At 51.9% G+C, this 21,853-nt stretch carries 23 protein-coding genes; 10 read left to right on the top strand and 13 right to left on the bottom strand.

Translation table 11 applies throughout. From position 1 onward, the window contains the following. The 4 genes from TPANIC_RS00375 to TPANIC_RS00360 form a co-directional block, all read right to left on the bottom strand. Window positions 1-1,617, bottom strand: coding sequence for a polysaccharide biosynthesis protein (locus TPANIC_RS00375; RefSeq protein WP_010881526.1), 1,617 nt, complete (start codon window positions 1,615-1,617; stop codon window positions 1-3). A 32-nt stretch (window positions 1,618-1,649) separates the two neighbouring features. Continuing rightward, window positions 1,650-2,480: a carbohydrate ABC transporter permease gene (locus TPANIC_RS00370; RefSeq protein ID WP_014342258.1), complete on the bottom strand. Its 831-nt coding sequence runs from the start codon at window positions 2,478-2,480 to the stop codon at window positions 1,650-1,652. 39 nt (window positions 2,481-2,519) lie between these two features. Continuing rightward, window positions 2,520-3,410, bottom strand: a complete 891-nt coding sequence (locus TPANIC_RS00365; RefSeq protein WP_010881524.1) for a carbohydrate ABC transporter permease — start codon at window positions 3,408-3,410, stop codon at window positions 2,520-2,522. 118 nt (window positions 3,411-3,528) lie between these two features. Beyond that, a complete protein-coding gene (locus TPANIC_RS00360; RefSeq protein WP_014505399.1) occupies window positions 3,529-4,995 on the bottom strand; it encodes an extracellular solute-binding protein in 1,467 nt (488 codons plus the stop codon). 247 nt (window positions 4,996-5,242) lie between these two features. Here TPANIC_RS00360 and TPANIC_RS00355 point away from each other — a divergent pair, with 247 nt between their 5' ends. Then, entirely contained in the window at window positions 5,243-6,784 is a 1,542-nt protein-coding gene (locus TPANIC_RS00355) for an HDOD domain-containing protein (protein WP_010881522.1), read from the top strand. A gap of 69 nt (window positions 6,785-6,853) precedes the next feature. Here the strand turns inward: TPANIC_RS00355 and TPANIC_RS00350 are convergent, their stop codons facing one another. Beyond that, window positions 6,854-7,126 carry a glutaredoxin domain-containing protein gene (locus tag TPANIC_RS00350; protein ID WP_010881521.1) on the bottom strand — a complete coding sequence of 91 codons (273 nt, stop codon included), beginning with the start codon at window positions 7,124-7,126 and terminating at the stop codon, window positions 6,854-6,856. 203 nt (window positions 7,127-7,329) lie between these two features. Between TPANIC_RS00350 and clpB the strand changes: the two genes are divergently transcribed. Genes clpB through TPANIC_RS00335 form a run of 3 tightly spaced genes read left to right on the top strand, consistent with a single transcriptional unit; the run spans window position 7,330 to window position 10,783 of the window. After that, window positions 7,330-9,966, top strand: coding sequence for an ATP-dependent chaperone ClpB (gene clpB, locus TPANIC_RS00345; RefSeq protein ID WP_010881520.1), 2,637 nt, complete (start codon window positions 7,330-7,332; stop codon window positions 9,964-9,966). Between the two features lie 50 nt (window positions 9,967-10,016). Next, complete coding sequence (locus TPANIC_RS00340) at window positions 10,017-10,403, top strand: hypothetical protein (RefSeq protein ID WP_010881519.1); 387 nt, start codon at window positions 10,017-10,019, stop codon at window positions 10,401-10,403. Beyond that, window positions 10,400-10,783, top strand: coding sequence for a hypothetical protein (locus tag TPANIC_RS00335; RefSeq protein ID WP_014342765.1), 384 nt, complete (start codon window positions 10,400-10,402; stop codon window positions 10,781-10,783). Before TPANIC_RS00340 ends, TPANIC_RS00335 begins: the two co-directional genes overlap by 4 nt. Before the next feature lie 55 nt (window positions 10,784-10,838). Here the strand turns inward: TPANIC_RS00335 and rlmN are convergent, their stop codons facing one another. The 5 genes from rlmN to TPANIC_RS00310 all read right to left on the bottom strand — a co-directional run bounded on the left by rlmN (window position 10,839) and on the right by TPANIC_RS00310 (window position 14,746). Beyond that, the gene (gene rlmN, locus TPANIC_RS00330) at window positions 10,839-11,861 is read right to left on the bottom strand and encodes a dual-specificity RNA methyltransferase RlmN (protein ID WP_010881517.1); all 1,023 of its coding nucleotides are present in this window, start codon (window positions 11,859-11,861) and stop codon (window positions 10,839-10,841) included. Window positions 11,862-12,041: 180 nt separating this feature from the next. Then, window positions 12,042-13,223 (bottom strand): tetratricopeptide repeat protein, encoded by a 1,182-nt coding sequence (locus TPANIC_RS00325; protein ID WP_010881516.1) that lies wholly within the window; start codon window positions 13,221-13,223, stop codon window positions 12,042-12,044. Beyond that, the gene (locus TPANIC_RS00320; protein ID WP_010881515.1) at window positions 13,211-13,525 is read right to left on the bottom strand and encodes a hypothetical protein; all 315 of its coding nucleotides are present in this window, start codon (window positions 13,523-13,525) and stop codon (window positions 13,211-13,213) included. The genes TPANIC_RS00325 and TPANIC_RS00320 overlap by 13 nt, the downstream gene beginning before the upstream one ends. Window positions 13,526-13,569: 44 nt before the next feature. Continuing rightward, on the bottom strand, window positions 13,570-14,115 hold the full coding sequence (gene rsmD, locus TPANIC_RS00315; RefSeq protein WP_025267548.1) for a 16S rRNA (guanine(966)-N(2))-methyltransferase RsmD: 546 nt from the start codon (window positions 14,113-14,115) through the stop codon (window positions 13,570-13,572). A 55-nt stretch (window positions 14,116-14,170) separates the two neighbouring features. Next, a complete protein-coding gene (locus TPANIC_RS00310) occupies window positions 14,171-14,746 on the bottom strand; it encodes a hypothetical protein (protein ID WP_010881513.1) in 576 nt (191 codons plus the stop codon). A gap of 141 nt (window positions 14,747-14,887) precedes the next feature. Between TPANIC_RS00310 and rpsF the strand changes: the two genes are divergently transcribed. From rpsF to dnaB, 6 genes are all read left to right on the top strand, one after another. Then, complete coding sequence (rpsF, locus tag TPANIC_RS00305; RefSeq protein WP_010881512.1) at window positions 14,888-15,169, top strand: 30S ribosomal protein S6; 282 nt, start codon at window positions 14,888-14,890, stop codon at window positions 15,167-15,169. Window positions 15,170-15,177: 8 nt separating this feature from the next. Then, window positions 15,178-15,708 (top strand): single-stranded DNA-binding protein, encoded by a 531-nt coding sequence (locus TPANIC_RS00300; protein WP_010881511.1) that lies wholly within the window; start codon window positions 15,178-15,180, stop codon window positions 15,706-15,708. A gap of 116 nt (window positions 15,709-15,824) precedes the next feature. Continuing rightward, the gene (gene rpsR / locus TPANIC_RS00295) at window positions 15,825-16,124 is read left to right on the top strand and encodes a 30S ribosomal protein S18 (protein ID WP_010881510.1); all 300 of its coding nucleotides are present in this window, start codon (window positions 15,825-15,827) and stop codon (window positions 16,122-16,124) included. A 105-nt stretch (window positions 16,125-16,229) separates the two neighbouring features. Then, the gene (gene rplI / locus TPANIC_RS00290; protein ID WP_010881509.1) at window positions 16,230-16,700 is read left to right on the top strand and encodes a 50S ribosomal protein L9; all 471 of its coding nucleotides are present in this window, start codon (window positions 16,230-16,232) and stop codon (window positions 16,698-16,700) included. Window positions 16,701-16,705: 5 nt separating this feature from the next. Then, window positions 16,706-16,933, top strand: a complete 228-nt coding sequence (locus tag TPANIC_RS05175) for a hypothetical protein (protein ID WP_010881508.1) — start codon at window positions 16,706-16,708, stop codon at window positions 16,931-16,933. After that, complete coding sequence (gene dnaB / locus TPANIC_RS00285) at window positions 16,917-18,233, top strand: replicative DNA helicase (RefSeq protein ID WP_010881507.1); 1,317 nt, start codon at window positions 16,917-16,919, stop codon at window positions 18,231-18,233. Before TPANIC_RS05175 ends, dnaB begins: the two co-directional genes overlap by 17 nt. 74 nt (window positions 18,234-18,307) lie before the next feature. Here dnaB and TPANIC_RS00280 read toward each other — a convergent pair whose 3' ends face one another. The 3 genes from TPANIC_RS00280 to TPANIC_RS00270 are packed head-to-tail and all read right to left on the bottom strand — an operon-like array spanning window position 18,308 to window position 21,743. Further along, complete coding sequence (locus TPANIC_RS00280) at window positions 18,308-19,717, bottom strand: sodium ion-translocating decarboxylase subunit beta (RefSeq protein WP_010881506.1); 1,410 nt, start codon at window positions 19,715-19,717, stop codon at window positions 18,308-18,310. Window positions 19,718-19,728: 11 nt separating this feature from the next. Next, window positions 19,729-21,510, bottom strand: coding sequence for a sodium-extruding oxaloacetate decarboxylase subunit alpha (gene oadA, locus TPANIC_RS00275; protein ID WP_010881505.1), 1,782 nt, complete (start codon window positions 21,508-21,510; stop codon window positions 19,729-19,731). Continuing rightward, window positions 21,507-21,743, bottom strand: coding sequence for an OadG family protein (locus TPANIC_RS00270; RefSeq protein WP_010881504.1), 237 nt, complete (start codon window positions 21,741-21,743; stop codon window positions 21,507-21,509). The genes oadA and TPANIC_RS00270 overlap by 4 nt, the downstream gene beginning before the upstream one ends. Window positions 21,744-21,853 lie beyond the last annotated feature (110 nt).

The following is a 21,853-nucleotide window of genomic DNA, read 5'->3' as shown; positions in this document are numbered from 1 at the left end:
CTATGCCTCGCTATTTGGCATATACCGCTGTTTCAGTGTCGCGCACGAGTCGCATAGCACGCGGACAAGTCCTTCTTTGTGCCGGTACCGCACCTTTTCTCCTGAAGGGAAACAGTAAGGATACAGTTGATCCCACAGGCGTTCAAGGTGCGCAAAATCCAAAGGTTCACGTTCACGCAAACGCAGAACCTTTGGATATACCGTCGGCTCTATACGCTCGTCTTTGGAAACGAGTGGCTCACTGAGACGCTCGCCAGGACGCAAGCCCACCACGTGGATAGGAATATCTCTGTCTGGCTCGTAACCAAAATAGCGAATAAGTTGCTGCGCAGTCTCCATAATGCTCACAGGCTCCCCCATGTCCAAAAGATACGACGCTCCATTTACTCCTACTCCACCGACTTGCAAAACGAGTGAACACGCTTCGGGAATAGTCATAAAGAATCGTGTCATGGCAGGATCTGTCACGGTAACGGGCCCCCCTTTCTTTATTTGTTCAATAAAGAGCGGCATGATAGAACCACGGGAACCCAATACGTTTCCAAAACGGACAAACATATACGCGGCATCGTGACCGAAATCGCGCACACGCTCAGCAGCATACAAGACATTCTTCTCGTTGAGCATCTTAGATACTCCGTAGATAGAAACAGGATCCACGGCCTTGTCAGTGGACAAAAGTACAAAGCGCTTAACCCTACACGCAATACAGGCATCGAGCAAGAATTTGGTGCCGAAGACATTATTTTCAATCACTGAAACAGGATTGAGTTCCATCATAGGAACGTGCTTATACGCGGCAGCATGAAAAACCGCATCGCAGCGCAGCTGCTCGATAAGATAGCGCACGTACGCAGCATCCTTTAAATCGCCAATAACAGGAACAATAACTGTGCGAGATCCAACACCCTCTTCCTGCAGCCTACGAATTTTTTTATCGATTTGGTAGATGGAGTTCTCTCCATGACCGAACAAATAGAGACGCTCCACATCACCAGAGAGCAACTGACAGGCTAGTTCGCTGCCGATAGATCCTCCAGCACCAGTAACTAACACGCGTTTCCCGCATAGGTACGCCAGGCTCTTTTTAAGATTAATGGTCACCGGTGTGCGCGTGAGTAAATCCTGCGGATCAATTTCACGTGTTTGCACTAAATGCGCAGTACCATCGATGATTTGAGCAAGCGCCGGCAGAAGTTTGATAACCGTAAACCCCGCAGCGCGCAGCGTCAGGTAAATGTCACGCAAACGCTCAATGGAGATAGAAGGAATTGCAATCAGCGCGTGATCATGCGGAGTAATACGCACAATCCGGGCAACTTCAAAAATGGGACCAAGCACCGGGACACCGTGAAGATTCGATCCGATTTTGCACGGATCGTCATCCAAAAAAGCAATAACTGTGCCGAGTACTTTTTTCGTTTGGATCTCACGGGCAAGGACACTCCCTGCGAATCCTGCGCCAACGATGTAGATGCCATCCCGGTGCGCACTCTCTCTCACCGCAGACCTACCACAGCCCCATACATTTTCTGCACCCACCCCATCTCTCCCTACATACAACGCATTGACACGCGCACACGACCCGACGCAGTCTCCCAGGGATGCGCCGCACATATCTGCTGCACGTACTCACCCGCGCAGAGTGTTTATCCCTTTACCGCACCTGCGGTCAAACCCACCACCAAGTACTTCGCCGCCGCAAAGGTAAAAACACATGCAGGAATTGCAATCAGCGTTGCTGCTGCGGTAATCCGCCCCCATTCGACACCACTATCCGTGAGAAAAAGTGAAAGTGCCACCGGCAGTGTCCGTGTTTTCCGATTGGTCAGCGCAAATCCAAGCATATACTCATTCCATGCAAAACGAAATGTAAAAATACTCACCACCGCAAGTGCGGGTGTAATCAGTGGCATCACAATGCGGGTAAAAATCATCCAGTGAGAACATCCATCCAATTTTGCAGATTCATCCAGCGAAGGGGGAATTTCCGCAACAAAGGTAGTGATTACCCACACATTAAATGGAACATTGAGCGCACCATACACGAGCGCAAGTCCTGCTAAAGAATTCACTAACCCGAGCGCAGTCCACCACACAAAGATAGGAATTACAAGCACAACCGGCGGAATCACTCGCAAGAGCAACAACGCCACCGTGATTGCCTTTTTACCTCGGTACCGAAAGCGCTGCATTGCATACGCTGCTGCAGCCCCTGCACTGACACTCACCACCGTGGAACTCAACGTCACCACCAAGCTGTTATACAGGGCACGTCCAAAATGATGTTCCTGCAAGAGTTGCCGATAGTTTTCAATTGTTGGTATAAAAAACCATGCTGGCGGCAACCGAAATGCGTCCGCATCACGCTTCAAAGAAGTAGCTACCATTTCATAGAGAGGGAACATACTCACCAACGCAATACAGCTTAACAGACACAACACCAACGCGGTACGCCACTTCAAAAAAATCATGTTCATGCTATCTGCTCCTGCTCTTATCTAACCCGTACGCAACCCTCACCGCGCCTGTCTCCTCATCGTAAGGAGAATGAAAATACAAGTCAAAAGACTTGTCAGGAGAAACAGAAGCACAGCAACTGCCGATGCTTTACCCAGACGGTGATCCTCAAAGGCAATACGCTGCAAGTGAAGCGGCAGGATTTCTGTTGCAACTCCCGGACCACCATTTGTCAGTGTCATAATCACTACCAAACCACGGAAAGAATCTATCAAACGGAGGACGGTCGCAATGCCAAGCACAGGCGCAATATGTGGAATCTTTATATGCAGGAGTGTTTGCATATAATTTGCTCCGTCCACTTTCGCCGCATACAAAAGATGTTGCGGAATACCCTGCAAACCTGCAAGCAACACAAGGAATACGAAAGGCGTCCATTGCCACACATCAGTGAGTATCACAGACAAAAGCGCAAGACGCGGATTCGCAAGCCACAATACCGGTCCAAGCTCAAAAGCCTGCAAGGCGTAGTTGATTTTACCAAACTGTGGGTGATACAAAAACCCCCAGAGCACTCCCACCACCACGGGAGCGATCATCATCGGCAACACAAACACTGTACGAAAAAAACGCAACCCGGGTACTCCGTGTTCCAACACCAGCGCGAGTGCAAGTCCAAGTACAACCTCAAGCACCACCACTGAGAGCGTAAAGACAAGCGTCGTTCTTACACTGGCCCAAAAGTGAATACTGGAGAAAAGCTCCCGGTAATTTTCAAAACCCACAAATACAGGTTGCGTGCGCAACGCGCTCAGTTGCCACTGAAAAAAACTCATACGGAGCCCCAAAAAGGCCGGCAACACCAGCACGAACATCAGCAATACAAGCGCTGGAGCGCTAAAACAATACGCGCTTACGGTATCACGTGGTTTGCTCATACTCTTCCCCACGCACTCCCCCTCTTACGCTACCCAACGTAACGCGCTCCACAGATAGAACACGTCATTCTGTTTCCGCTCATATCCAGCATCTTTTCTGCCCTCTCTTCCCCCAAGAAGAAGAGACTTTTTACGGCACATAACGTGCGTGCGCGTGACGACGGAGAATACGACGTGCCGGCAGCACTAATGCGCTCATCGCTTCCTCTGGCTCACTCACACCGGTGAGCACCTCATTTATCCCAATTCCCAAAAGGGTTCCCAACTCCCCCCAGGTAGGCACGATAGGACGCCAATCTGGATCGCAATGTGCAAGCTGACGCTCTAATACCTCAAACTCAGCAAAACGTGCACGCAATGCGCGGTCCGCAAGCTGCGACTGGCGGAATGGTAGCGCACCCTGTTCCACCACTCGCCGTCCTGTTTGCGGCGCCGTAATCCACTGCAAAAGCAAGAACGCTGCTTCGGGCGCAGCACTATTGTGTGGAATTGCAAGCCCGAAGCCGCCAACTTCTCCTGCACGCACCTGCGCCATCGGGTGCAACGCAAATCCCACATGGTGCGGGCGTATGGCTGAGCGTGTCGGATCACGAACTAACGGTCCAATCATATTGGTATCCAAGTACATCCCCGTCTGCCCTTGCAAAAAGGCCTGCAATGCTTCGTTTTGGGCAAAACTCGCCATACCCGGTGGACCGTACGCGAACATTTCTTGCATCCACCGTAATGTGGCGATAGAACGCGAACGATGGAATGCAGGAACTAAAGAATCGTCCAACACCTTAGCACCAAAGGGTGCGGCGTGTAGTAAATATGCGTGCAACGCCTGCTGTCCTGAAGCGCCGCGGCTTGCAAGACCGTATAGTTGCGCGCGTTCACGCAGTCTCTTACAGGCATCCAAAAGCTCATCATAATTTTCTGGTACCTTGATGCGGTACTTGTGGAAGATATCTTTGCGGTAGGCAAGTATACTCGTCTCCGCTCCAAAGGGCACGGCGCACAAAAACGCACCCGGACCCCCAAGCCAGGGTTTGCGTCCACCTACATACCCGATTGTCTCTACGTACACAGGAATGAGATCTTCAAAATCGTAATGCGGCATACACAGGGAAGGATTTTGAAAAAACGAATCGAGTGACCGGAGTAGCCCGCGCGACGCGTACTCCGTCTTCCACGTACACAGCATAGCGATAAGGTCATAGTCACCACGCGGTTTACTCAGTTCGAGTACCTGCTTATCGTGCATGCGCGCATACTGAAGCCAGTCAATTTCAACAGCGATACCCGTCAGTGACTCGAATTCCGGAACAATCGCTTTGAGTGCGCGATAAGAAGCATGGTACGGAAAACACACGCGCAGGCGCGTACCCGCATAGCGCCGCCAGTGAAAGGATGTGGCCTCGGGTACTGCGGCACGGACCGATCCAGAACGCAGAGGCACGGAAGAAGGAGTGCGCACACGACACGCGAGAAACAACACAGTGCAGCACACCGTGCCCACCGCACCACGGGAAAACAACCGACTCCGCGCAAAGCACATCCTGTCCGTTTTTCCCCTCACACCCCAGTCCTGATACATCAAACCAGCACGACACATAGCACCACACCAATCGACGCACGCCCCTACGCAGTCCTACAAAATCTTGCGACCTCAGTCGAGAAGGAGCGTATCCACCGCGCGCATCGCACCCCATATCGATACGGGAAAACAAAGATTACATGAGCACGTACAGTTTGCTCCCCCTTCAACCTAACGGGGCAGATTCTCGTACGCTTTTCTCCCCGTTGTCAACAAAGACATACACCGCACCCACACGCGTTTGCATTCTGGCACAGGGAAAGCTGTGCATTTCGCGCGTGTTGTCAAAAGCATACACAGCGTGTACAGTCTGCCCATGTGTGATACACAAATAGTTGTTGACACTGAAAAAATTCGTAAGGCAATTGAACTGCAGCTCCCGATTGCCATCACCACCTATACGCTCCCCCGTGATATGGACATCTATATTGGACAGGTGGCAAAAACAATCCTAGATCTCATTGGCCAGCCGCACGTGAAGGATTATTTAACGTACTGCATTAGTGAACTCACCACAAACGCGAAAAAGGCCAACACCAAGCGTATTTACTTCCGCGAAAAAGGACTGGACATCTTTGATCCACAGGACTACAAGCGCGGTATGAAAAGCTTCAAGGAAGAAAGCCTTGAGAACATCAATCATTACCTCAAGCTCCAACAACAGGAGGGGTTGTACGTAAAGGTGACCATGCAGGTGCTCTCACATGCGCTTGTCATCGAGGTGATCAATAACTGCAAAATGACTCCCATGGAATTTAAGCGCGTTTTTGACAAGCGCGTTCGTGCGCGCCGTTATTCTGGTTTGGAAGAGGCACTCGCGCACATCCTGGACAATTCCGAGGGGGCCGGCCTCGGGCTCGTAATTATGATGCTCATGCTCAAAAAGCTCGGACTTGAGGAAGACGTGTACCGCCTCGTAGTGGAAGAGGATCGAACCATTTCGCGCATGGTAGTTCCCCGCAACATTGAGATCCAAACTCAAACCACAAAGCTTGCCGCGTCTATCGCCGACCGCATCGACGACATACCCCAGCTGCCAAGCAAACTACTGGAAATTCAACGCGCCATTGAAAATCCTGACGTCCAACTCTCAGACATTGTAGCTCTCATTAGCCAAGACGTAGCGCTCGTAACCGACCTTCTCAAACTCGTCAACTCCGCGCGCTTCGGTATGAACAAACGTTGTTTGGATATCAGCGAAGCGGTGAAGCGCGTCGGGCTGCGCGGATTACAGAATCTGTTGTACTCAGTCGGCGCCGGGCGCGTGCTGCAGTCTACCGACGATGAGCGAAAGCAGCTGTGGAACCAAGCATACCGCACCGGCTACTTTGCGCTCGGTCTTGCCAAAGCCACTGGCGACCAGGCGCTCATCGCAGACTCTTACATCTGCGGCCTCCTGCACAACCTGGGGGAAGTCGTTTTCACCTCCGCATACCCTGAGATGCTCATCAAACTCACAGAAATTCAGGCGGAGCGTAACATACCCCCGCATGTGCTCGACACCATCATGTCCGACGTAGGCCACGCGGAAATTGGCGCGGCGCTCGCACAGCGCTGGAATCTACCTGAACCGGTTATCAACACCATTCGCTTTCACCACAATCTGCCACACGCTCCTGAGGAATATAAGCCGCTCATCTCCACCGTGGCGTTTGCAAACATGACCATCCGCTTTCTCGACGGCGAAACTCCTTACGAGCAGATCCCACGCAGCCTCCTCTCCTTCTTCCGCATTCAATCTGAACAGCAGCTGCGCACAACCGCACAGACGCTCCAGAGCAGCTTTGAAGCAGAGCAAACCGCCTAGCTGGTCGCCCGAAAAGAGCGCAAAGAGGGGGACGACATCACGCCCCCGAACACACCGGCCCACTAACCCCTAGCGAAACGCCGAGAGGTCCAAACCTTCCACACCAAGGAAGACCTGTTCTCCGTCGTTCACCGAAAGACACGGGATACCAATGCGCCCTTCCTTCTTCACGTCATCAAAGAGTGGCATTGAATCACGCATCTTTAAAAAACGCTTGAGGTTCTTCCCGCTGCCGGTGATATCCACGTACTCAAAGTTAATGTGATTGCTCCGCAAATACTCAAGCGCCGTAGCGCATTGTCCACAATGGTTGCTCCCAAAAAGCGTTAACGTTTTTTCCATATTCCCAACCTCCCAACTCGCAGGAGCCTACTTCAAAACAAGAAAATATAAAAGGCTACGCCTTACCGCGGCCTGCCAAAGCGCACCGCATACCATGTACACCCCTGTTCTCCACCGCGACTACTCCCGTAAGTCCCCTGCAAGCGGTAGAAAAAACATACCGATGACGAGAAAAAAGCGTTCAAAAGACCTATAATCACGCCATGAACACAGACAGGTACACAGTCAAAGCAAGCGAAGCGCTCAATGACGCCATATCTCTGGCAGAAGCGGAGAACCACGGTCAAGTTGAGGAGGAACATCTACTCCACGCCCTACTTTCCCAGAAAGACGGGATTATCTCTCCGCTCATTGAAAAAATTGGGGCAAAACCGGACTTCCTGTACGATGAATTACTCCAATGCCTGCGCCGCAAACCACGTGTTACCGGTCCTGCCGCCCAAACGCGCTGTGCACCAACGCTGAGCAAAGCCTGTGCACGTGCAGAACGCCTCGCGCTCAAGAACCAAGATGAATATGTCTCCTGCGAACATCTCCTGCTTGCCATAAGTGAGACAGATAGCAACACTGCACGTCTCCTTCACAGTCAGGGCATTACCAGTAAAACTATCAGTGCCGCCCTCAAAGATATACGCGGCAGCAAGCGCGTTACGAGCCAGGATCCAGAATCAACATTCCAGTGCTTGGAGAAATACTGCCGAGATCTTACTACCCTCGCCCGAGAAGAAAAAATAGATCCGGTTATTGGACGTGATGAAGAGATCCGGCGCGTTATGCAGGTACTCTCACGTCGTACAAAAAATAACCCAGTGCTTATTGGAGAACCCGGCGTAGGGAAAACCGCTATTGTCGAGGGACTTGCACGCCGTATCGTTTCAGGAGACGTACCAGAAAGCCTCAAGGGAAAGCGTTTGCTTTCCCTTGACCTCGGCGCATTGGTTGCCGGTGCAAAGTTCCGCGGGGAATTTGAAGAACGACTAAAAGCGGTAATTGAAGCGGTACAGAAAAGCGACGGTGGCGTTATTTTATTCATTGATGAACTACACACGCTCGTAGGCGCCGGCGCAAGTGAGGGATCTATGGATGCGTCGAACCTTCTGAAACCTGCGCTTGCGCGCGGTGAATTGCGTTCAATCGGCGCAACCACGCTCAACGAATATCGCAAATATATCGAAAAGGACGCAGCGCTCGAACGCCGCTTTCAGCAAGTGTACTGCGTACAGCCTACGGTGGAGGACACCATTGCTATCCTGCGCGGTTTGCAAGAAAAGTACGAAGTGCATCACGGGGTACGTATCAAAGATGAAGCGCTTGTTGCAGCAACCGTTTTGTCTGACCGTTACATCACCAACCGCTTTTTACCAGATAAGGCGATTGATCTGGTGGATGAAGCAGCAAGCCGCCTGAAAATGGAAATTGAAAGTCAGCCTGTTGAGCTAGACCAGGTGGAGCGCAAGATATTACAGCTGAATATCGAAAAGGCCTCTCTCCTTAAAGAAAGTGATCCGGCTTCAAAGGAACGTTTGGAAAAGTTAGAAAAAGAGCTCGCAGGCTTCCTAGAGCGCCGTGCTGCAATGCAGGTCCAATGGCAAAATGAGAAAGGGAGGATAGAAGAGTCACGCCGCTACAAAGAGGAGCTTGAGCGTCTCCGCATTGAGGAAACCATGTTTTCACGTGAAGGGGACCTGAACAAGGCTGCAGAACTTCGGTATGGCAAAATTCCAGAACTTGAAAAAAAAATCATGCTTCTTACTGCAGAAGTAGAGAAAAAATCCGGTCTAGAAGGACAGCTCTTGCGCGAGGAAGTGTGTGAAGAGGACATTGCGAAAATTATTTCTATGTGGACCGGAATTCCGGTATCCAAAATGATGGCAAGCGAGCAACAGAAATATCTGCAGCTTGAGTCAGTACTCATGCAACGTGTGGTAGGGCAGGACGAAGCAGTGCGGGTAATTTCCGACGCGATTCGTCGTAATAAGGCAGGACTTTCTGATACGCGCCGTCCTCTTGGCAGTTTCTTATGTGTCGGTCCCACGGGGGTAGGAAAGACAGAACTTGCACGTACGTTAGCTGATTTTCTTTTCAACGATGAGCGTGCACTGACGCGTATCGATATGAGTGAATACATGGAAAAACACGCGATCAGCCGACTCATTGGCGCGCCCCCGGGGTATGTGGGCTATGACGAGGGGGGACAATTGACAGAAGCGGTACGACGTAGACCCTACAGCGTACTTCTTTTTGATGAAGTAGAGAAAGCGCACCAGGATGTGTTTAATATATTCCTGCAAATACTCGACGATGGGCGCTTGACTGACGGCCAAGGAAGGGTGGTGGATTTCCGCAACACGATCATCATCATGACCAGCAATATCGGATCAGAGCATATTCTTTCTGCACGCGAGTCGCGCACACACACGTCGGACTTGCCTGTACCCGAGACACAATCTACAGAAGAACAAACTCTACCAGAGCAGATACGGGGATTACTGCACACATACTTTCGCCCAGAATTCTTAAACCGGATTGACGAAGTGTTAATTTTTAAGCGTCTCACACGGAAACATATTCGCCTCATCACAGACATCCAACTGCAGATGGTAGTGGAGCGTTTGGAAAGTCGACATATAAAACTTCGTGTGCGTGACGCGGCGAAAGCCTATCTTGCGGAGCGCGGATACGACGACACTTTCGGAGCACGACCACTGAAGCGTGCAATCCAAACGGAATTGGAAAATGCCCTAGCGCGTGAGATTCTCAGTGGCCGATTCAGAGGCGGCTCAACTATCGTGGTGGATATGTGTAAAGATGCTCTGTGTTTCACTGAACAAACATCCTGAGTGCATATTCAAATATGGCAATGTCATGCCACATGTAAGAGGAGACCATCATGTTACCGTTTTACTTTTTATCTGTGGCGACCAACGCTGCGATAGGCTTTATCCTCACGGTGCTCGACTCCCAAGAGGAGAGTGCGCACGACTGTCCCTTTCTGTATGACGCGACTTTCTCTCTAGTGCTGGCGCTTCTCTCGGGAATTGCCGCAGTGTGCAAGTGCGTTAATCCTATCGGTGCCCAACTTCCCGTGCTTGGGGATCTCATACCCACCCTTGCCGGCGGTACAGGATGTGCTCTTTTTCTACATCGGTATTGTGTGGCCCTTTCCAAGCCGTCACCTATTCCGCGCACGCTGGTGCAGTATGCCAAACCCTTGGGATTGTTTTCTCTCGCAGCGAGCATTCTACACCTTCTGTTTGCGCCGACGCTTTTTCTATGAAGGTACGCGGTATCCCCGTGCTGCAGCGCCGCACATGGGCGTTGGTACTGCTCGTACTCAGCAGCACTTCCGCCTGTGTGCGGAAAAATTCACTGGAAGATGTACGGTTCCCCTCGAGCTCTCCAATTGGAGAAGCGCGTCGCTTCGCAGTAATCACCAAGGCTTATGTTTTGCTTCGTGACAAACCAGGTGTCACGGGGATCGTCATTGCGTACGCACGGCGCAAAGACATATTTCCAGTGCTCGGCATTGATTTGCTTTCAAAGGATAAAGAGTCAGCGCTGTGGGTGAACGTAGAAAGAGGTTGGTTACCCTGGGACTGCGTACAGCTCTACTCGAGCAAGGCAAAAGCGCTGGCTGCCTCAAAGAAACTTTCCTGAAAAACAGGAACGAGCATGGCCACACGTACAAACATCTACAAACGGAGCGAAAGAGTTACACGCCGGCTGTTTTACCTAGTTGTCCGCATGCGCCTCCAATGCCATTCCCACGCTGATAGCGGCGTGTCACGGGGATGCGGGCGCGCATGAGAAGCGCCTCAAAATGCGCAACCTCCACTTCCCGAGGTGTTTCAAAGTGGATTGATGCTACCGGATTCCAGGGAATTAAGTTCACGTGCACGTTAAGCCCATGTGCAAAATCGATAACTTCTTGCGCATGCCGTTCAGAAGTATTCACTCCCCGCATGAGGGCGAGCTCGAGTGTCACACGCTTTCCACTCTTCTCGTTAAAATAGCGAATAGCGCTTTTCAGTTTTGCTAAACTGTCGTGCGCAGCACGTGGCATGAGGCGTGCGCGCAACGGTGCATTCGCGGTGGTTAAAGACACCGCCAAGCGAACCTGCAGTGCGCGGTCAGCAAGCGAATAAATACCACGGCAATGTCCAGACGTAGAAATAGTAATACGTTTTTCAGATAGGTCACGACCCTGTGGATGAGACAGTATCTCAATAGCTCTACACACCGCATCCAGATTGAGCATGGGCTCACCCATTCCCATAAACACAACATTATCCAATGTACCGACACATCGTTCCAGATGAAGGAACTGCTCGACGATCTCTGAGGCAGAAAGGTTTCGCGCGAAACCCAACTGGCCTGTTTGACAAAACGCGCACGCCATAGGGCAGCCGACTTGACAGGATAGACAAGCAGTCTTACGCGAGACTTGATCGACGAGTAAGACTGCCTCTACGCGCCGTTTATCTTTCAGTTCAATACCCAGCTTGAGCGTACCATCCACATCACGCAGCGTGGTATAGACACGAGTGTCCGAGATGACGCACGCCCTCGCCAGGCGTGCACGCGTCTCAGAAGAGAGATCACTCATCGCATGGAAGTCAGTGCACCCTGCGGCAATCCATCTGAACACCTGCACCCCACGAAAGCGCTCAGCAAACGCACACACCTTCTGGATTTCTTCTGGCAAAAGCCCCGAAAGGGCGCAGCACCACTCCATATACGCTCCACCCCCTCGTCGCAAAGTCCTGCACCACCTCCGACGAAGAGGAGGACCCCGACCACCACACAAAAAGCGCCGAATCGACAGGCATCGCGCAGCCACACCTGCGCAACGAGCCGTTCACACTTGGCAAACGCCACCCATACCCAAGCTTACCAGGAAGAAAAAGGGGGGAAACTACGATGCACCCTCCAACTCACTCATAAGCTCAGAAACAACACGGTTCTTAACCCCAAACTGCTGAAAGGGACGAAGTGTCTCAAGCGCCTTTTGCTTCTGCCCGAGCTTGCGGTAGCAGTCTGCAAGCTCCACATATACGCGATAGTTTTTCCGATCAAGCTGCACGAGTCGATCAAGACTCACAACCGCCTCTTCGTATCTCCCCTGGAGTTTACAAAGGACTGCGAGCCCGAGCGTGGCATAGGCATCGTAATCGATATCCAACGCCCTTTTATACGTTTGATGGGCCTTTTCGTATTCCCCAATGTGCCGATATGCGTCGGCAATACGGGTGAGGATGACACGATTCTGCGTGTCCTTCTCCAGAATCTTCTCCCAGTACTGGATGGAACGCTCCTGCATGTTCATGCCGCGGTAGCAGTCAGCCATCCCAAAAAATCCATAAAAATTACCTGGGTCACGCTTCAGCGCTTCCTGAAAATAGGGCAATCCCTGACTAAAGAGTTTCATTTTACGATAACAATTCCCGATAGAGGTGAGTACACGGATATCCACACTGTGTTCTGCACACTCCAGGAGCTTTTTCCAGTAGATGAGTGCTTCACGGTACTTCTTGAAGTCGTAGTGCAAGTGAGCAAGCCCAATTAGCGCGTAGGAATTATGTTCATCCAGGGCGATAACCTGGGAGTAAAGGTTTCTCGAGTTTTGAAAATCATGTATTTTACGGTAAGCATCGGCCATGCGCGTAAGCACCGCAATGTTGTGGCTATCCTGCTCCAGGTACTGCTGCCACACTTCCACTGCCTTCACGTACCGACGCATGTTTTTATAACAGTCCGCAAGACCAAAGAGCGCATAGCTGTTGCGAGGGTAATGCTGTAAGCACCTCGTGTAATAGTCAGATGCCTCTTGGTACGCGCGTCTCTTGCGCGCCGCATCCCCGAGCCCCACGAGGGCATAGTTGTTATCCGCTTCAATTTGGAGAATTTTACCGAACTCGCTCTCTGCCCTCTCAAGGTCATTGACCTTTAAGAACGCGTAGCCATCCCGGGACAGACGCATAATCCTGTCCGCATCCACTGACCGTTTGCCCGTTTCAACCGTTTCAAAAGGCGGAACACTACACTCGCACCCCATAAGCCCCATACCCCCCCCCGGCGTCAAAATTATATAAGACATCGAATCAACACTGAGAGCGCTGAAACGATGGGCCTCATTTTCTGCTCATTGCGAGCAAAATAATAAAACCGCAGTGCGGTCAACACGTCCGCCTTGCGCATATACACATCGCCAATCCTGGTCAATCCATCGTGGTAACCAGTGGTAATGAAAACGCGTGCCGCTTCCTGCAGCTTCCCCTCATTCAGGTATGCATTGCCCCGCCTGTTTAGCAGCGCCCGGTCGCGATCGGAGAGAGTGGAAACAGGGCGCTGTATACCTTTAACGAAGTACGGCGTGTCGCTCTCAAGCACCCTCTGCATCCCCTCGCACAAAAAACAGCAAGATCCTACAACGGGTTTCAGTTCTACGCAAGACCGGCTTTATCCCTGCGGTAAAAATCAACTACCGAGCGCCCGTACACACGCTGATCGGTCCGCACAAGTGAATCGATTTTATCCGCAAGTTTTTTCTCTCTTGGTCGGTGCACCATCACCACGCTTCCTTCTCTACACAATGACGCACGAGAAAGCCGCTGCAACAGCTCAGCGTGAAAGCGATAGGGAAAAGGTGGATCAAGATAAACAAAATGAAACAGCGTACGTGCACGCGCAATATACCGCTCCACTGCCATACATCTACATTCCAAACGACACAGCGCCACTTGCACGTTCTGCAACAAAACAGAAAAAGAACGCACATTCCACTCTACAAACACTACCGGATACGCCCCGCGTGAATAAGCCTCCAAGCCGCACACTCCCGATCCGGCGAAAAGATCCAAAAAGGAACAGCCGCGCATATCACCCAAAATCGCAAATAACGACTCACGCATGCGATCCATTGCAGGACGGATAGGACCATCCGGACAACGTAATACGTGGTTTTTTAGCATCCCCCCCGTAATCCTCACCCGTGCCAACCTCCGTACACAAAACGTCGCGCCTTGTAACAAGCAAGCGGATTACCTAATGCTCAAGCAACTCATCTATCTCATCTTGAGAAACCACGTGACTCGCATCTGCGCTCGTGTCCACCTCTTGAATGGAGCGTGCGAGGTTCTCATGCAATGCGCTGTGTCTTTTCTCAATAAACGGGAGCATCCGGGTAAACTCAACCTGCGCAGTCACAGGAGAGGCACGATGAATAAGAAAATTCAATAAGTTCAAGAATCGTGCACCGCAGGAGAATAGGCAATGAAGAATTGGTAAGTAATCGGGGAAGTGAGACTGGCGATCGATATGCGCGCACAACTTTTGCAACGCATGGTCAAAAAAACGCACGTCATACACAACTTTCTCCGCATAAAGGCACTCATCTAAGTTAAGCTGAAGCCCCTCATACAGGACATCAATAGAACGTGCTAGGTGATAAATATTGTCTTGAAACACAAAATTCTGCACCACAGACCTCCCCACACATACGTGACCGACGCGGGCACACAGGAAAGCGCACCTTCTGCGAACAGGTTCCTCACCTCGTCTGCCGTAAGGAGCACACGCACGAATGTACCCCCTCAGACGACGCTGCGCCGTCGGCAGCATCGGATAAAAGGACAAAAGACTTGATGCGGCACACAGATTTACGCTACGCTGGCGTCTCGCCGCGCGTTCTGCGCACGCTACTCCTCCTTGTCGGGTGAGTCTAGTGCAGCCTGATAAGGTGAGCCGTCCATAGGAGTTATTATGAGGACCTACGAGCTAATGGCCGTTTTCAGTGCACACGAGGATCTCTTTCTTCAGGGTTCCACCGCCGTTCGTGCCCTCCTACAGGAAAACGACGCAGTCATCGCCCGCGAAGACCATATTGGAGAGCGGGAACTTGCGTATCCTCTGAAGAAGCAAAAGAGGGGCCGTTACCTGCTCTTCATTGTTCAGTGTGAGCCGGGGAAGGTGCGCGAACTCGATCATAAGCTCAGATTGCGACACGACTTACTCACGCACTTGTTTGTGCGTGTCGATTCCTGAGAGAAGATATGGCAGACGTCAATCATGTAGTGCTCGTTGGTCGGCTTACGCGTGATGCGGAGCTCAAGTACACTTCTGCAGGTGGTGCTCTGTGTCGTTTTTCTGTTGCTATCAATCGGCGCAGGAAAAGTGGTGATGATTGGGTTGAGGAAGTTAATTTCTTCGATATCGTTCTATGGGGACGCCAGGGCGAAGTCATCAGCCAGTATCTTATCAAAGGCAAGCAGGTAGCCGTCGAGGGGGAATTGCGTCAAAGCCGTTGGGAGCAAGAGGGGCAGTCACGCAGCAAGGTAGAGATCTCTGCGACTAACGTTCAACTCCTCGGTTCTGTCCTCGGTGGCGCTGCTCGTGCCGAGGACGGTGAGTTTTCTTCCTCGCGCGTTGCCGCCGAGTCGACCGCTGGTCGTGTCCGCGGCACATCCTCAGATTCTAGGTCACCCACAGGCGATATCTTGGGTGAGAAAAGAGGACTGGACGCAACCTCGTCCCTTGATGAGGCTGATTTTTCAAGTTCAGATCTGGACACCGTTCCATTTTAGGTCTCTTTCCCCACAAGGAGCATGCATAATGAATAAAAGTATGACCGAACCTGGCGTTCGCCTGGACCTCAGAAAGGAATTGGGCGTGCTAATTTTTCCACTTCTAGGAGCATATCATGGCAGAAGATCATCCGAGTGTTGACCTGGATACGCATCTCAGTTCTCCTCGTGAAAGTGAAGAGAGCGCACCCAAGAAAAACAGACAATTCTATCGAAAGAAAGTATGCCGTTTTTGCACGCAGAAGCTTTTAGCTGATTATAAGGATCCGGACACGCTTCGTCGCTTTATCACAGAGCGGGGTAAGATTCTGCCGAGACGCATCACCGGTACGTGTGCCAAACACCAGCGCCGTGTTGCTCTCGAAGTCAAGCGTTCCCGCGCCGTTGCGCTCCTACCTTTCGTTCTGACCGAGTAGCGCTGGTATACAGCGGTTGTTTTTCCTAGTTCAGTAGAAGTTGCTGTGCATAGGCAGAGTGGCTCTGCGTGGACTTTTATTCCTGCGTAGGAGGGGACAAAACGTATGAAGATTATTCTCAATCAAGACGTAAAGATCCTTGGTGAAGAAGGTGATGTGAAAGAGGTCGCCGCAGGCTATTTTCGTAATTACCTCTACCCTCGAAACCTTGCTGTTCCTCATAATCGTTTTACCGTGGCTCGCTTCAAACAGCGACAACAGGACATAGAGATGCGAAAGTCTCTCAAGCGACAAGATGCCGCAAATCTTAAGGCTCGTTTAGAGGCTCAGCCTGTGGTTATTGCCATGCCCGCCGGTACCAACGGTAAGTTGTACGGCGCTGTCACGAGTCATACCGTTGCAGAACAACTTGCGTGCATGGGATTTGAGGTTGAGCGCAAGCGTGTGGAGGTCCCTGGTCTTACTCTGAAATGTGTGGGGAACTATCACGTCACTATAAGACTATACGAGGAAATATGTGCTGTTGTTCCTGTCACCATCAAAAACCAAAGCGAAGCGGACAGTGTGAGTGAGTAGACCGTTTGCGGAAGTATCTCTCTGCACGGAGTATGTGCTGTTCGTTTTTTAGTTGTGCAAAGAACTGTGCCACTTTGGGGCTGGATTCCACGGAAGGGAGACAGTTCTTGGCAGTTGGGCCTCAACCCTTTGCCTCGTTAGAGGGTTTCCACGGAGAGGGGGGGGACTGTCTTTTCACCACCTTCCCTCCTCTGAGTATTCCTCGGAGGAGGTTCTGTGCCGGGCATGCCTAATCCCACTCAGGAACTCAAGGGAAAAATTCCCCCTCATAACCTAGAGGCCGAGCGGGCTGTGCTCGGCGCTGTTCTACTGGATGACTCTGCTCTGAGCACGGCAACAGAGCAGTTGTCTGCGAGCTCTTTTTATTCCGCTGCGCACCAGCGCATCTTTCAAGCACTCGTAGAGTTATCGGATTTAGGTCAACGCCCTGATATCCTCGTGCTCAGCGAGCACCTGCGCTCCTGTGAGGCGCTCGATTTCGTCGGTGGCAGCGCGTATGTTGCCTCTCTCACCGATGCGGTCCCAAGCGCCGCGAATGTTGAATACTACACACGCATCGTTTGCGACGCTGCCATGCGCCGGTCGCTACTAAAAGTAGCCCGCATTATCACCGCAGAGGCATTCAATGACACCGTGTCGGGCAACATCGTACTCGAAACAGCACAAAGGGAAATCTATGACCTAACAAATGCAAGGAGAGTAGCAACCTTCAAATTGCTGAAAAACCTCATTCCTGATTTGGTCAATACTATTGAGACTCGTTACCGAAATCAAAGCGATCTGGTCGGAATTGCCACCGGCCTAACGGCTCTGGATAATCTTACCGGTGGATTCCAGAACTCCGAGCTTATTGTCATAGGTGCGCGTCCTTCCATGGGGAAAACTGCGCTCGCCATGACTATGGCCTCGAACATTGCCATAAGGCAACGTATTCCAACCGCCTTTTTTTCTCTGGAAATGTCTAATTTGCTTCTGATGCAGCGACTTATCGCTGCAGAGTCAGGAGTATCCGCGACGAACCTGCGCAAAGGGCTTTTACAACTTTCCGATTTCGGGCGCATCCAAAACGCCGCAGGAGAGATGTACGACGCCCCACTTTACATCGTGGACGTGCCAAACATGAAGCTACTGGATCTCCGTGCCGTGGCTCGTCGATTATGCGTACAAGAAAAGATCCAGATTATTTTTGTCGACTACTTGGGACTTATCGTAGCAGACAATCCCTTTGCGCCCCGCTACGAACAATTTGCAGCGATCTCCCAATCACTAAAAAGCCTCGCGCGCGAGCTAGACATCCCCATCGTAGCACTTTCGCAAGTCGGTCGACCGGCAGAGGGCTCTGCGCCAAACCTGGCGGACATTCGTGGTTCGGGGGCAATTGAGCAGGACGCCGACGTGGTCATGTTTCTACACCGCGACCGCAACGAAACCGAGACTCAACTCATTTTAGCGAAGCAACGCAACGGCCCCATTGGGACAGTTGAGCTCGAATTCCAAGCGAGCTTTACCCGCTTCGTCTGCAAAAGCCCCTAGCCACCTGAGAGGGTGTGCCCGCGCACGGAGGAAAGGGTACCTAAGCGGCAAAACCCCGCGGTTACTCTTCCTCCCTACCCTCCGTAGGCCGAGATGAACACCCCTGCGGCTATCGCGGTCCCAATGACACCAGCCACGTTAGGACCCATCGCGTGCATAAGCAAGAAGTTAGAAGGATCCTCCTCTAGCCCCACCTTATTAGAAACACGCGCGGCCATAGGAACAGCACTCACCCCTGCGGAACCGATAAGTGGATTAATTTTCTCGCTCAAAAACAAATTCATTAACTTTGCCATGAATACTCCCCCTGCGGTTGCGACAGAAAAGGCAACGAGTCCCAACACGATAATGCCCAAGGCATTGGGGTTCATAATCTTATCGGGTGTCATCTGAGAACCAACACCCAAAGACAGCAAGATCGACACGATGTTCAAAAGCTCGTTAGCCATCGTCTTAGACAACCGCTCCACAACACCGCATTCCTTAACAAAGTTCCCGAAGGCGATCATACCGATGAGTGGGGAAGCCGCAGGAATGAGCAGCACCGAGAGCAAGAGCAAGACAAGCGGAAAGAGTACTCTCTCTATCCGCGAAACAGGACGCAGCTGTTTCATCCTAATAAGACGTTCTTTTCTGGTAGTTAACAGGCGCATAAGCGGAGGCTGAATAATAGGTACAAGAGCCATATACGAATATGCCGCCACCGCGATAACGGCCATGAGTTCGGGAGCAAGCTTCGCAGATACGTAGATGGAAGTTGGCCCGTCCGCCCCACCGATAATGGCAATGGCGCAGGCATCCAGGATGGAGTAGCGGATCCCGGGTACAAAGTTCAACGCTGCAACCCCAAAGAGAGTAAGGAACACCCCTAACTGGGCAGCGGCACCAAGGACTGCCATTTTAGGATTCGCAATCAGTGGTCCAAAATCGGTAAGTGCACCGATACCCATAAAAATGAGCATAGGGAAAAACTCATTCCCCACCCCAGCATCGTAAATGAGTTTGAGCATACCATGCTCACTATACATGCCCGCACCAGGGATGTTGACGAAGACAGTACCAAAGCCAATAGGAATGAGCAGCAGCGGCTCAAAGCCCTTAGCAGCACCGAGATAAATGATGAGCAGACCAACCACGAGCAGCAACGCCTGTTGATAACCGAACACGCTGTGTGTTCGCTGCGGATTTGCAAGATCCGGCACCTGTGTTACGCCATGAAAGAAAGCGTAGAGACCGGTACTATGCCACGTATTGAGTAAAAATTTCCTTACAGAGAGAAGCGGCGCAGCTCCGTGTGACGCACGCATGTCCTCACGCATGGACGACGCCGGCGCACATCGTGCCCCCGTGTCTTTACAACTCTGTACCATAGGCACCGGCGCAGAAGCACGTACCGGGCGGCGCGTAGCTGCACACAGGGGCCCGCACACAAGCAATCCCACCAACACGCACTGGAGTACTCGAAGGGGTAAACGCGTATTCATGGTCACATCCTCTAGCGAATCTCTGCTAAGACTTGCCCCGCACTGACATGCGCGCCAGGCGCTATTAGGAAATGGATAGTACCAGCAGCGGTGGCCTTCACTTCAAGTTCCATCTTCATGGACTCCACCATGAGCACCGTCTCCCCCGAATTTACCGTAGCTCCATCTTGCACGGTGTGTTTAACTACGCTACCTGCGACCGGCGCGGGTAGCGTAGTACACGCCCCAACCTTTGCCGTAGTCACGGTACCCTGCGACGTACCCGAAGCAACGGACGGGCCTGCCTCAACCCTAACGGTGTAGGGAGTACCATTTACCCGGAGAACAGCGCCTTCCTGCACAACTGTGTACGCAGTACCATTTACGGTAGCCACATAAGAAGCTACCGACCCTGCACTCTCACCCTTCTGTTTTTGCCCCTGCCCCTTTCCTCTGAACGAAATAGGCCCTTGCGCACGGGAAGCAAAGAATGTGGGAGCGATCTTGGGAAACATAGCATACGTGAGCACATCCTCAATGGTATCCTGTGCGCCTGCGGCGCGCGCCTCAGACCTCATGCGATCAAGCTCATGAGGCAAGGCATCCGCTGGGCGGCAGACAAGCGACTGCGATAACTTTTCTTCCTTCAAGGCCCGCTCCACCAAACCTGCATCACAGGAGGCGGGAGTCCGGCCATACTGACCCGTGAGCAGACGCCTTGTCTCAGCAGTAAGCCGGTGGTACCGGCCAAACAGCACGTTCAATACTGACTGCGTACCTACAATCTGACTCGTAGGAGTCACAAGCGGGATATAACCGCAGTCCTTCTGTACCAGGGGAATTTCCTTAAGAACCTGGTCCATCTTATCCAGGGCTCCCTGCTCACGCAACTGGTTTTCTAAATTGGAAAGCATACCCCCAGGCACCTGGGACACGAGGATACGCGTGTCTGCACCCAGAAAACTAGACTCAAACTGGGCATAGCACTTCCGTACCTGACGGAAGTAGGCTGCTATTTCTAGCAGGAGATTTATGTCGAGCCCTGAGTCACGGCCCGTGTGCCGTAGGATTTCCACTAAAGTCTCTGTAGGGCTGTGGGAAGTACCCATGGACATAGAAGCAATGGCAGTGTCAATTACATCAACACCTGCTTCTGCCGCCTTCACCAGGGTTGCAACAGACATACCAGTAGTGGCGTGGGTGTGCAACTCAACGGGCAAATCGACACTCTTTTTAATGGCAGAAACCAGATCGTACGCCCCGTACGGGGTCAGCAACCCCGACATATCCTTAATGCAAATAGAATCCGCACCGAAGCGCGCATACTCCTTTGCTAACTCTACGTACTTCTCTGCGGTATGATAGGGTGTGGTAGCGTAAGAGATAGCCATCTGCACATGCTTGCCTGTTTTCTTTGCAGCACGCGCAGCCTGACTGAGGTTACGTGGGTCATTAAGTGCATCGAAGATGCGGAACACATCAACGCCGTTGCGTGCAGCGGCCTCTACGAACGCATCTACAACGTCATCCGCGTAATGCCGGTAGCCTAGCAAGTTTTGCCCACGCAAAAGCATCATAATAGGGGTCTTAGGTAACCGAGATTTGAGAGCACGCAAACGCTCCCAGGGATCCTCATTTAGAAAGCGAATGCAGGCGTCGTACGTGGCGCCTCCCCACGCCTCCAAACTCCAATACCCAACGCGATCTAGCTTGTCACAAATAGGGAGCATGTCTTCGGTAGTCATGCGCGTAGCGTGCAAAGACTGATGCGCATCACGTAGGACCATTTCGCTAATGCGAACCGGGGTACTCATGAAGTACTCCTTGCCTTCTCATGAACGGCGACTGCGATAGCCGCGGCGAGTGCTCCTCCTGCAGGGACTGCAGCGCCGACACCTTCGTCAGGACCGCGATCCCAGCCGAAAGAAGAGACAAGCGCGCCCACACAGCGCACAACGCATATGAGCAAAAGGAGGAAGGCAAAAACCATCCCCATACCCATGACGCTCACAAGCGCACTCTGGGCAAACAGGCGGATCTGATTCATGCGGGCAACTCCTACGTGATGAATTCAGGCGAACGGGGTCGAGGGTAAAAAAAAAAGACGCTTTGTGCAAGCTCTTTACAAGTTTTCCTACGCGACAACAGAGCAGGCTG

Source organism: Treponema pallidum subsp. pallidum str. Nichols (genome assembly GCF_000410535.2).
Taxonomy (GTDB): Bacteria; Spirochaetota; Spirochaetia; order Treponematales; family Treponemataceae; genus Treponema; species Treponema pallidum.
The sequence above is the reverse complement of the archived record's forward strand: the minus strand, read 5'-3'. Positions and strand labels throughout refer to the sequence as shown.

Excerpts from the sequence above, each read along its gene's own strand:
- TPANIC_RS00375 (WP_010881526.1), bottom strand. The coding sequence starts at position 1,617 with ATGTGCGGCGCATCCCTGGGAGACTGCGTCGGGTCGTGTGCGCGTGTC.
- TPANIC_RS00370 (WP_014342258.1), bottom strand. The coding sequence starts at position 2,480 with ATGAACATGATTTTTTTGAAGTGGCGTACCGCGTTGGTGTTGTGTCTG.
- TPANIC_RS00360 (WP_014505399.1), bottom strand. The coding sequence starts at position 4,995 with ATGTGTCGTGCTGGTTTGATGTATCAGGACTGGGGTGTGAGGGGAAAA.
- TPANIC_RS00350 (WP_010881521.1), bottom strand. The coding sequence starts at position 7,126 with ATGGAAAAAACGTTAACGCTTTTTGGGAGCAACCATTGTGGACAATGC.
- clpB (WP_010881520.1), top strand. The coding sequence starts at position 7,330 with ATGAACACAGACAGGTACACAGTCAAAGCAAGCGAAGCGCTCAATGAC.
- TPANIC_RS00340 (WP_010881519.1), top strand. The coding sequence starts at position 10,017 with ATGTTACCGTTTTACTTTTTATCTGTGGCGACCAACGCTGCGATAGGC.
- TPANIC_RS00335 (WP_014342765.1), top strand. The coding sequence starts at position 10,400 with ATGAAGGTACGCGGTATCCCCGTGCTGCAGCGCCGCACATGGGCGTTG.
- rlmN (WP_010881517.1), bottom strand. The coding sequence starts at position 11,861 with ATGGAGTGGTGCTGCGCCCTTTCGGGGCTTTTGCCAGAAGAAATCCAG.
- TPANIC_RS00325 (WP_010881516.1), bottom strand. The coding sequence starts at position 13,223 with ATGTCTTATATAATTTTGACGCCGGGGGGGGGTATGGGGCTTATGGGG.
- TPANIC_RS00320 (WP_010881515.1), bottom strand. The coding sequence starts at position 13,525 with ATGCAGAGGGTGCTTGAGAGCGACACGCCGTACTTCGTTAAAGGTATA.
- TPANIC_RS00310 (WP_010881513.1), bottom strand. The coding sequence starts at position 14,746 with ATGCTGCCGACGGCGCAGCGTCGTCTGAGGGGGTACATTCGTGCGTGT.
- rpsF (WP_010881512.1), top strand. The coding sequence starts at position 14,888 with ATGAGGACCTACGAGCTAATGGCCGTTTTCAGTGCACACGAGGATCTC.
- TPANIC_RS00300 (WP_010881511.1), top strand. The coding sequence starts at position 15,178 with ATGGCAGACGTCAATCATGTAGTGCTCGTTGGTCGGCTTACGCGTGAT.
- rpsR (WP_010881510.1), top strand. The coding sequence starts at position 15,825 with ATGGCAGAAGATCATCCGAGTGTTGACCTGGATACGCATCTCAGTTCT.
- rplI (WP_010881509.1), top strand. The coding sequence starts at position 16,230 with ATGAAGATTATTCTCAATCAAGACGTAAAGATCCTTGGTGAAGAAGGT.
- TPANIC_RS00280 (WP_010881506.1), bottom strand. The coding sequence starts at position 19,717 with ATGAATACGCGTTTACCCCTTCGAGTACTCCAGTGCGTGTTGGTGGGA.
- oadA (WP_010881505.1), bottom strand. The coding sequence starts at position 21,510 with ATGAGTACCCCGGTTCGCATTAGCGAAATGGTCCTACGTGATGCGCAT.
- TPANIC_RS00270 (WP_010881504.1), bottom strand. The coding sequence starts at position 21,743 with ATGAATCAGATCCGCCTGTTTGCCCAGAGTGCGCTTGTGAGCGTCATG.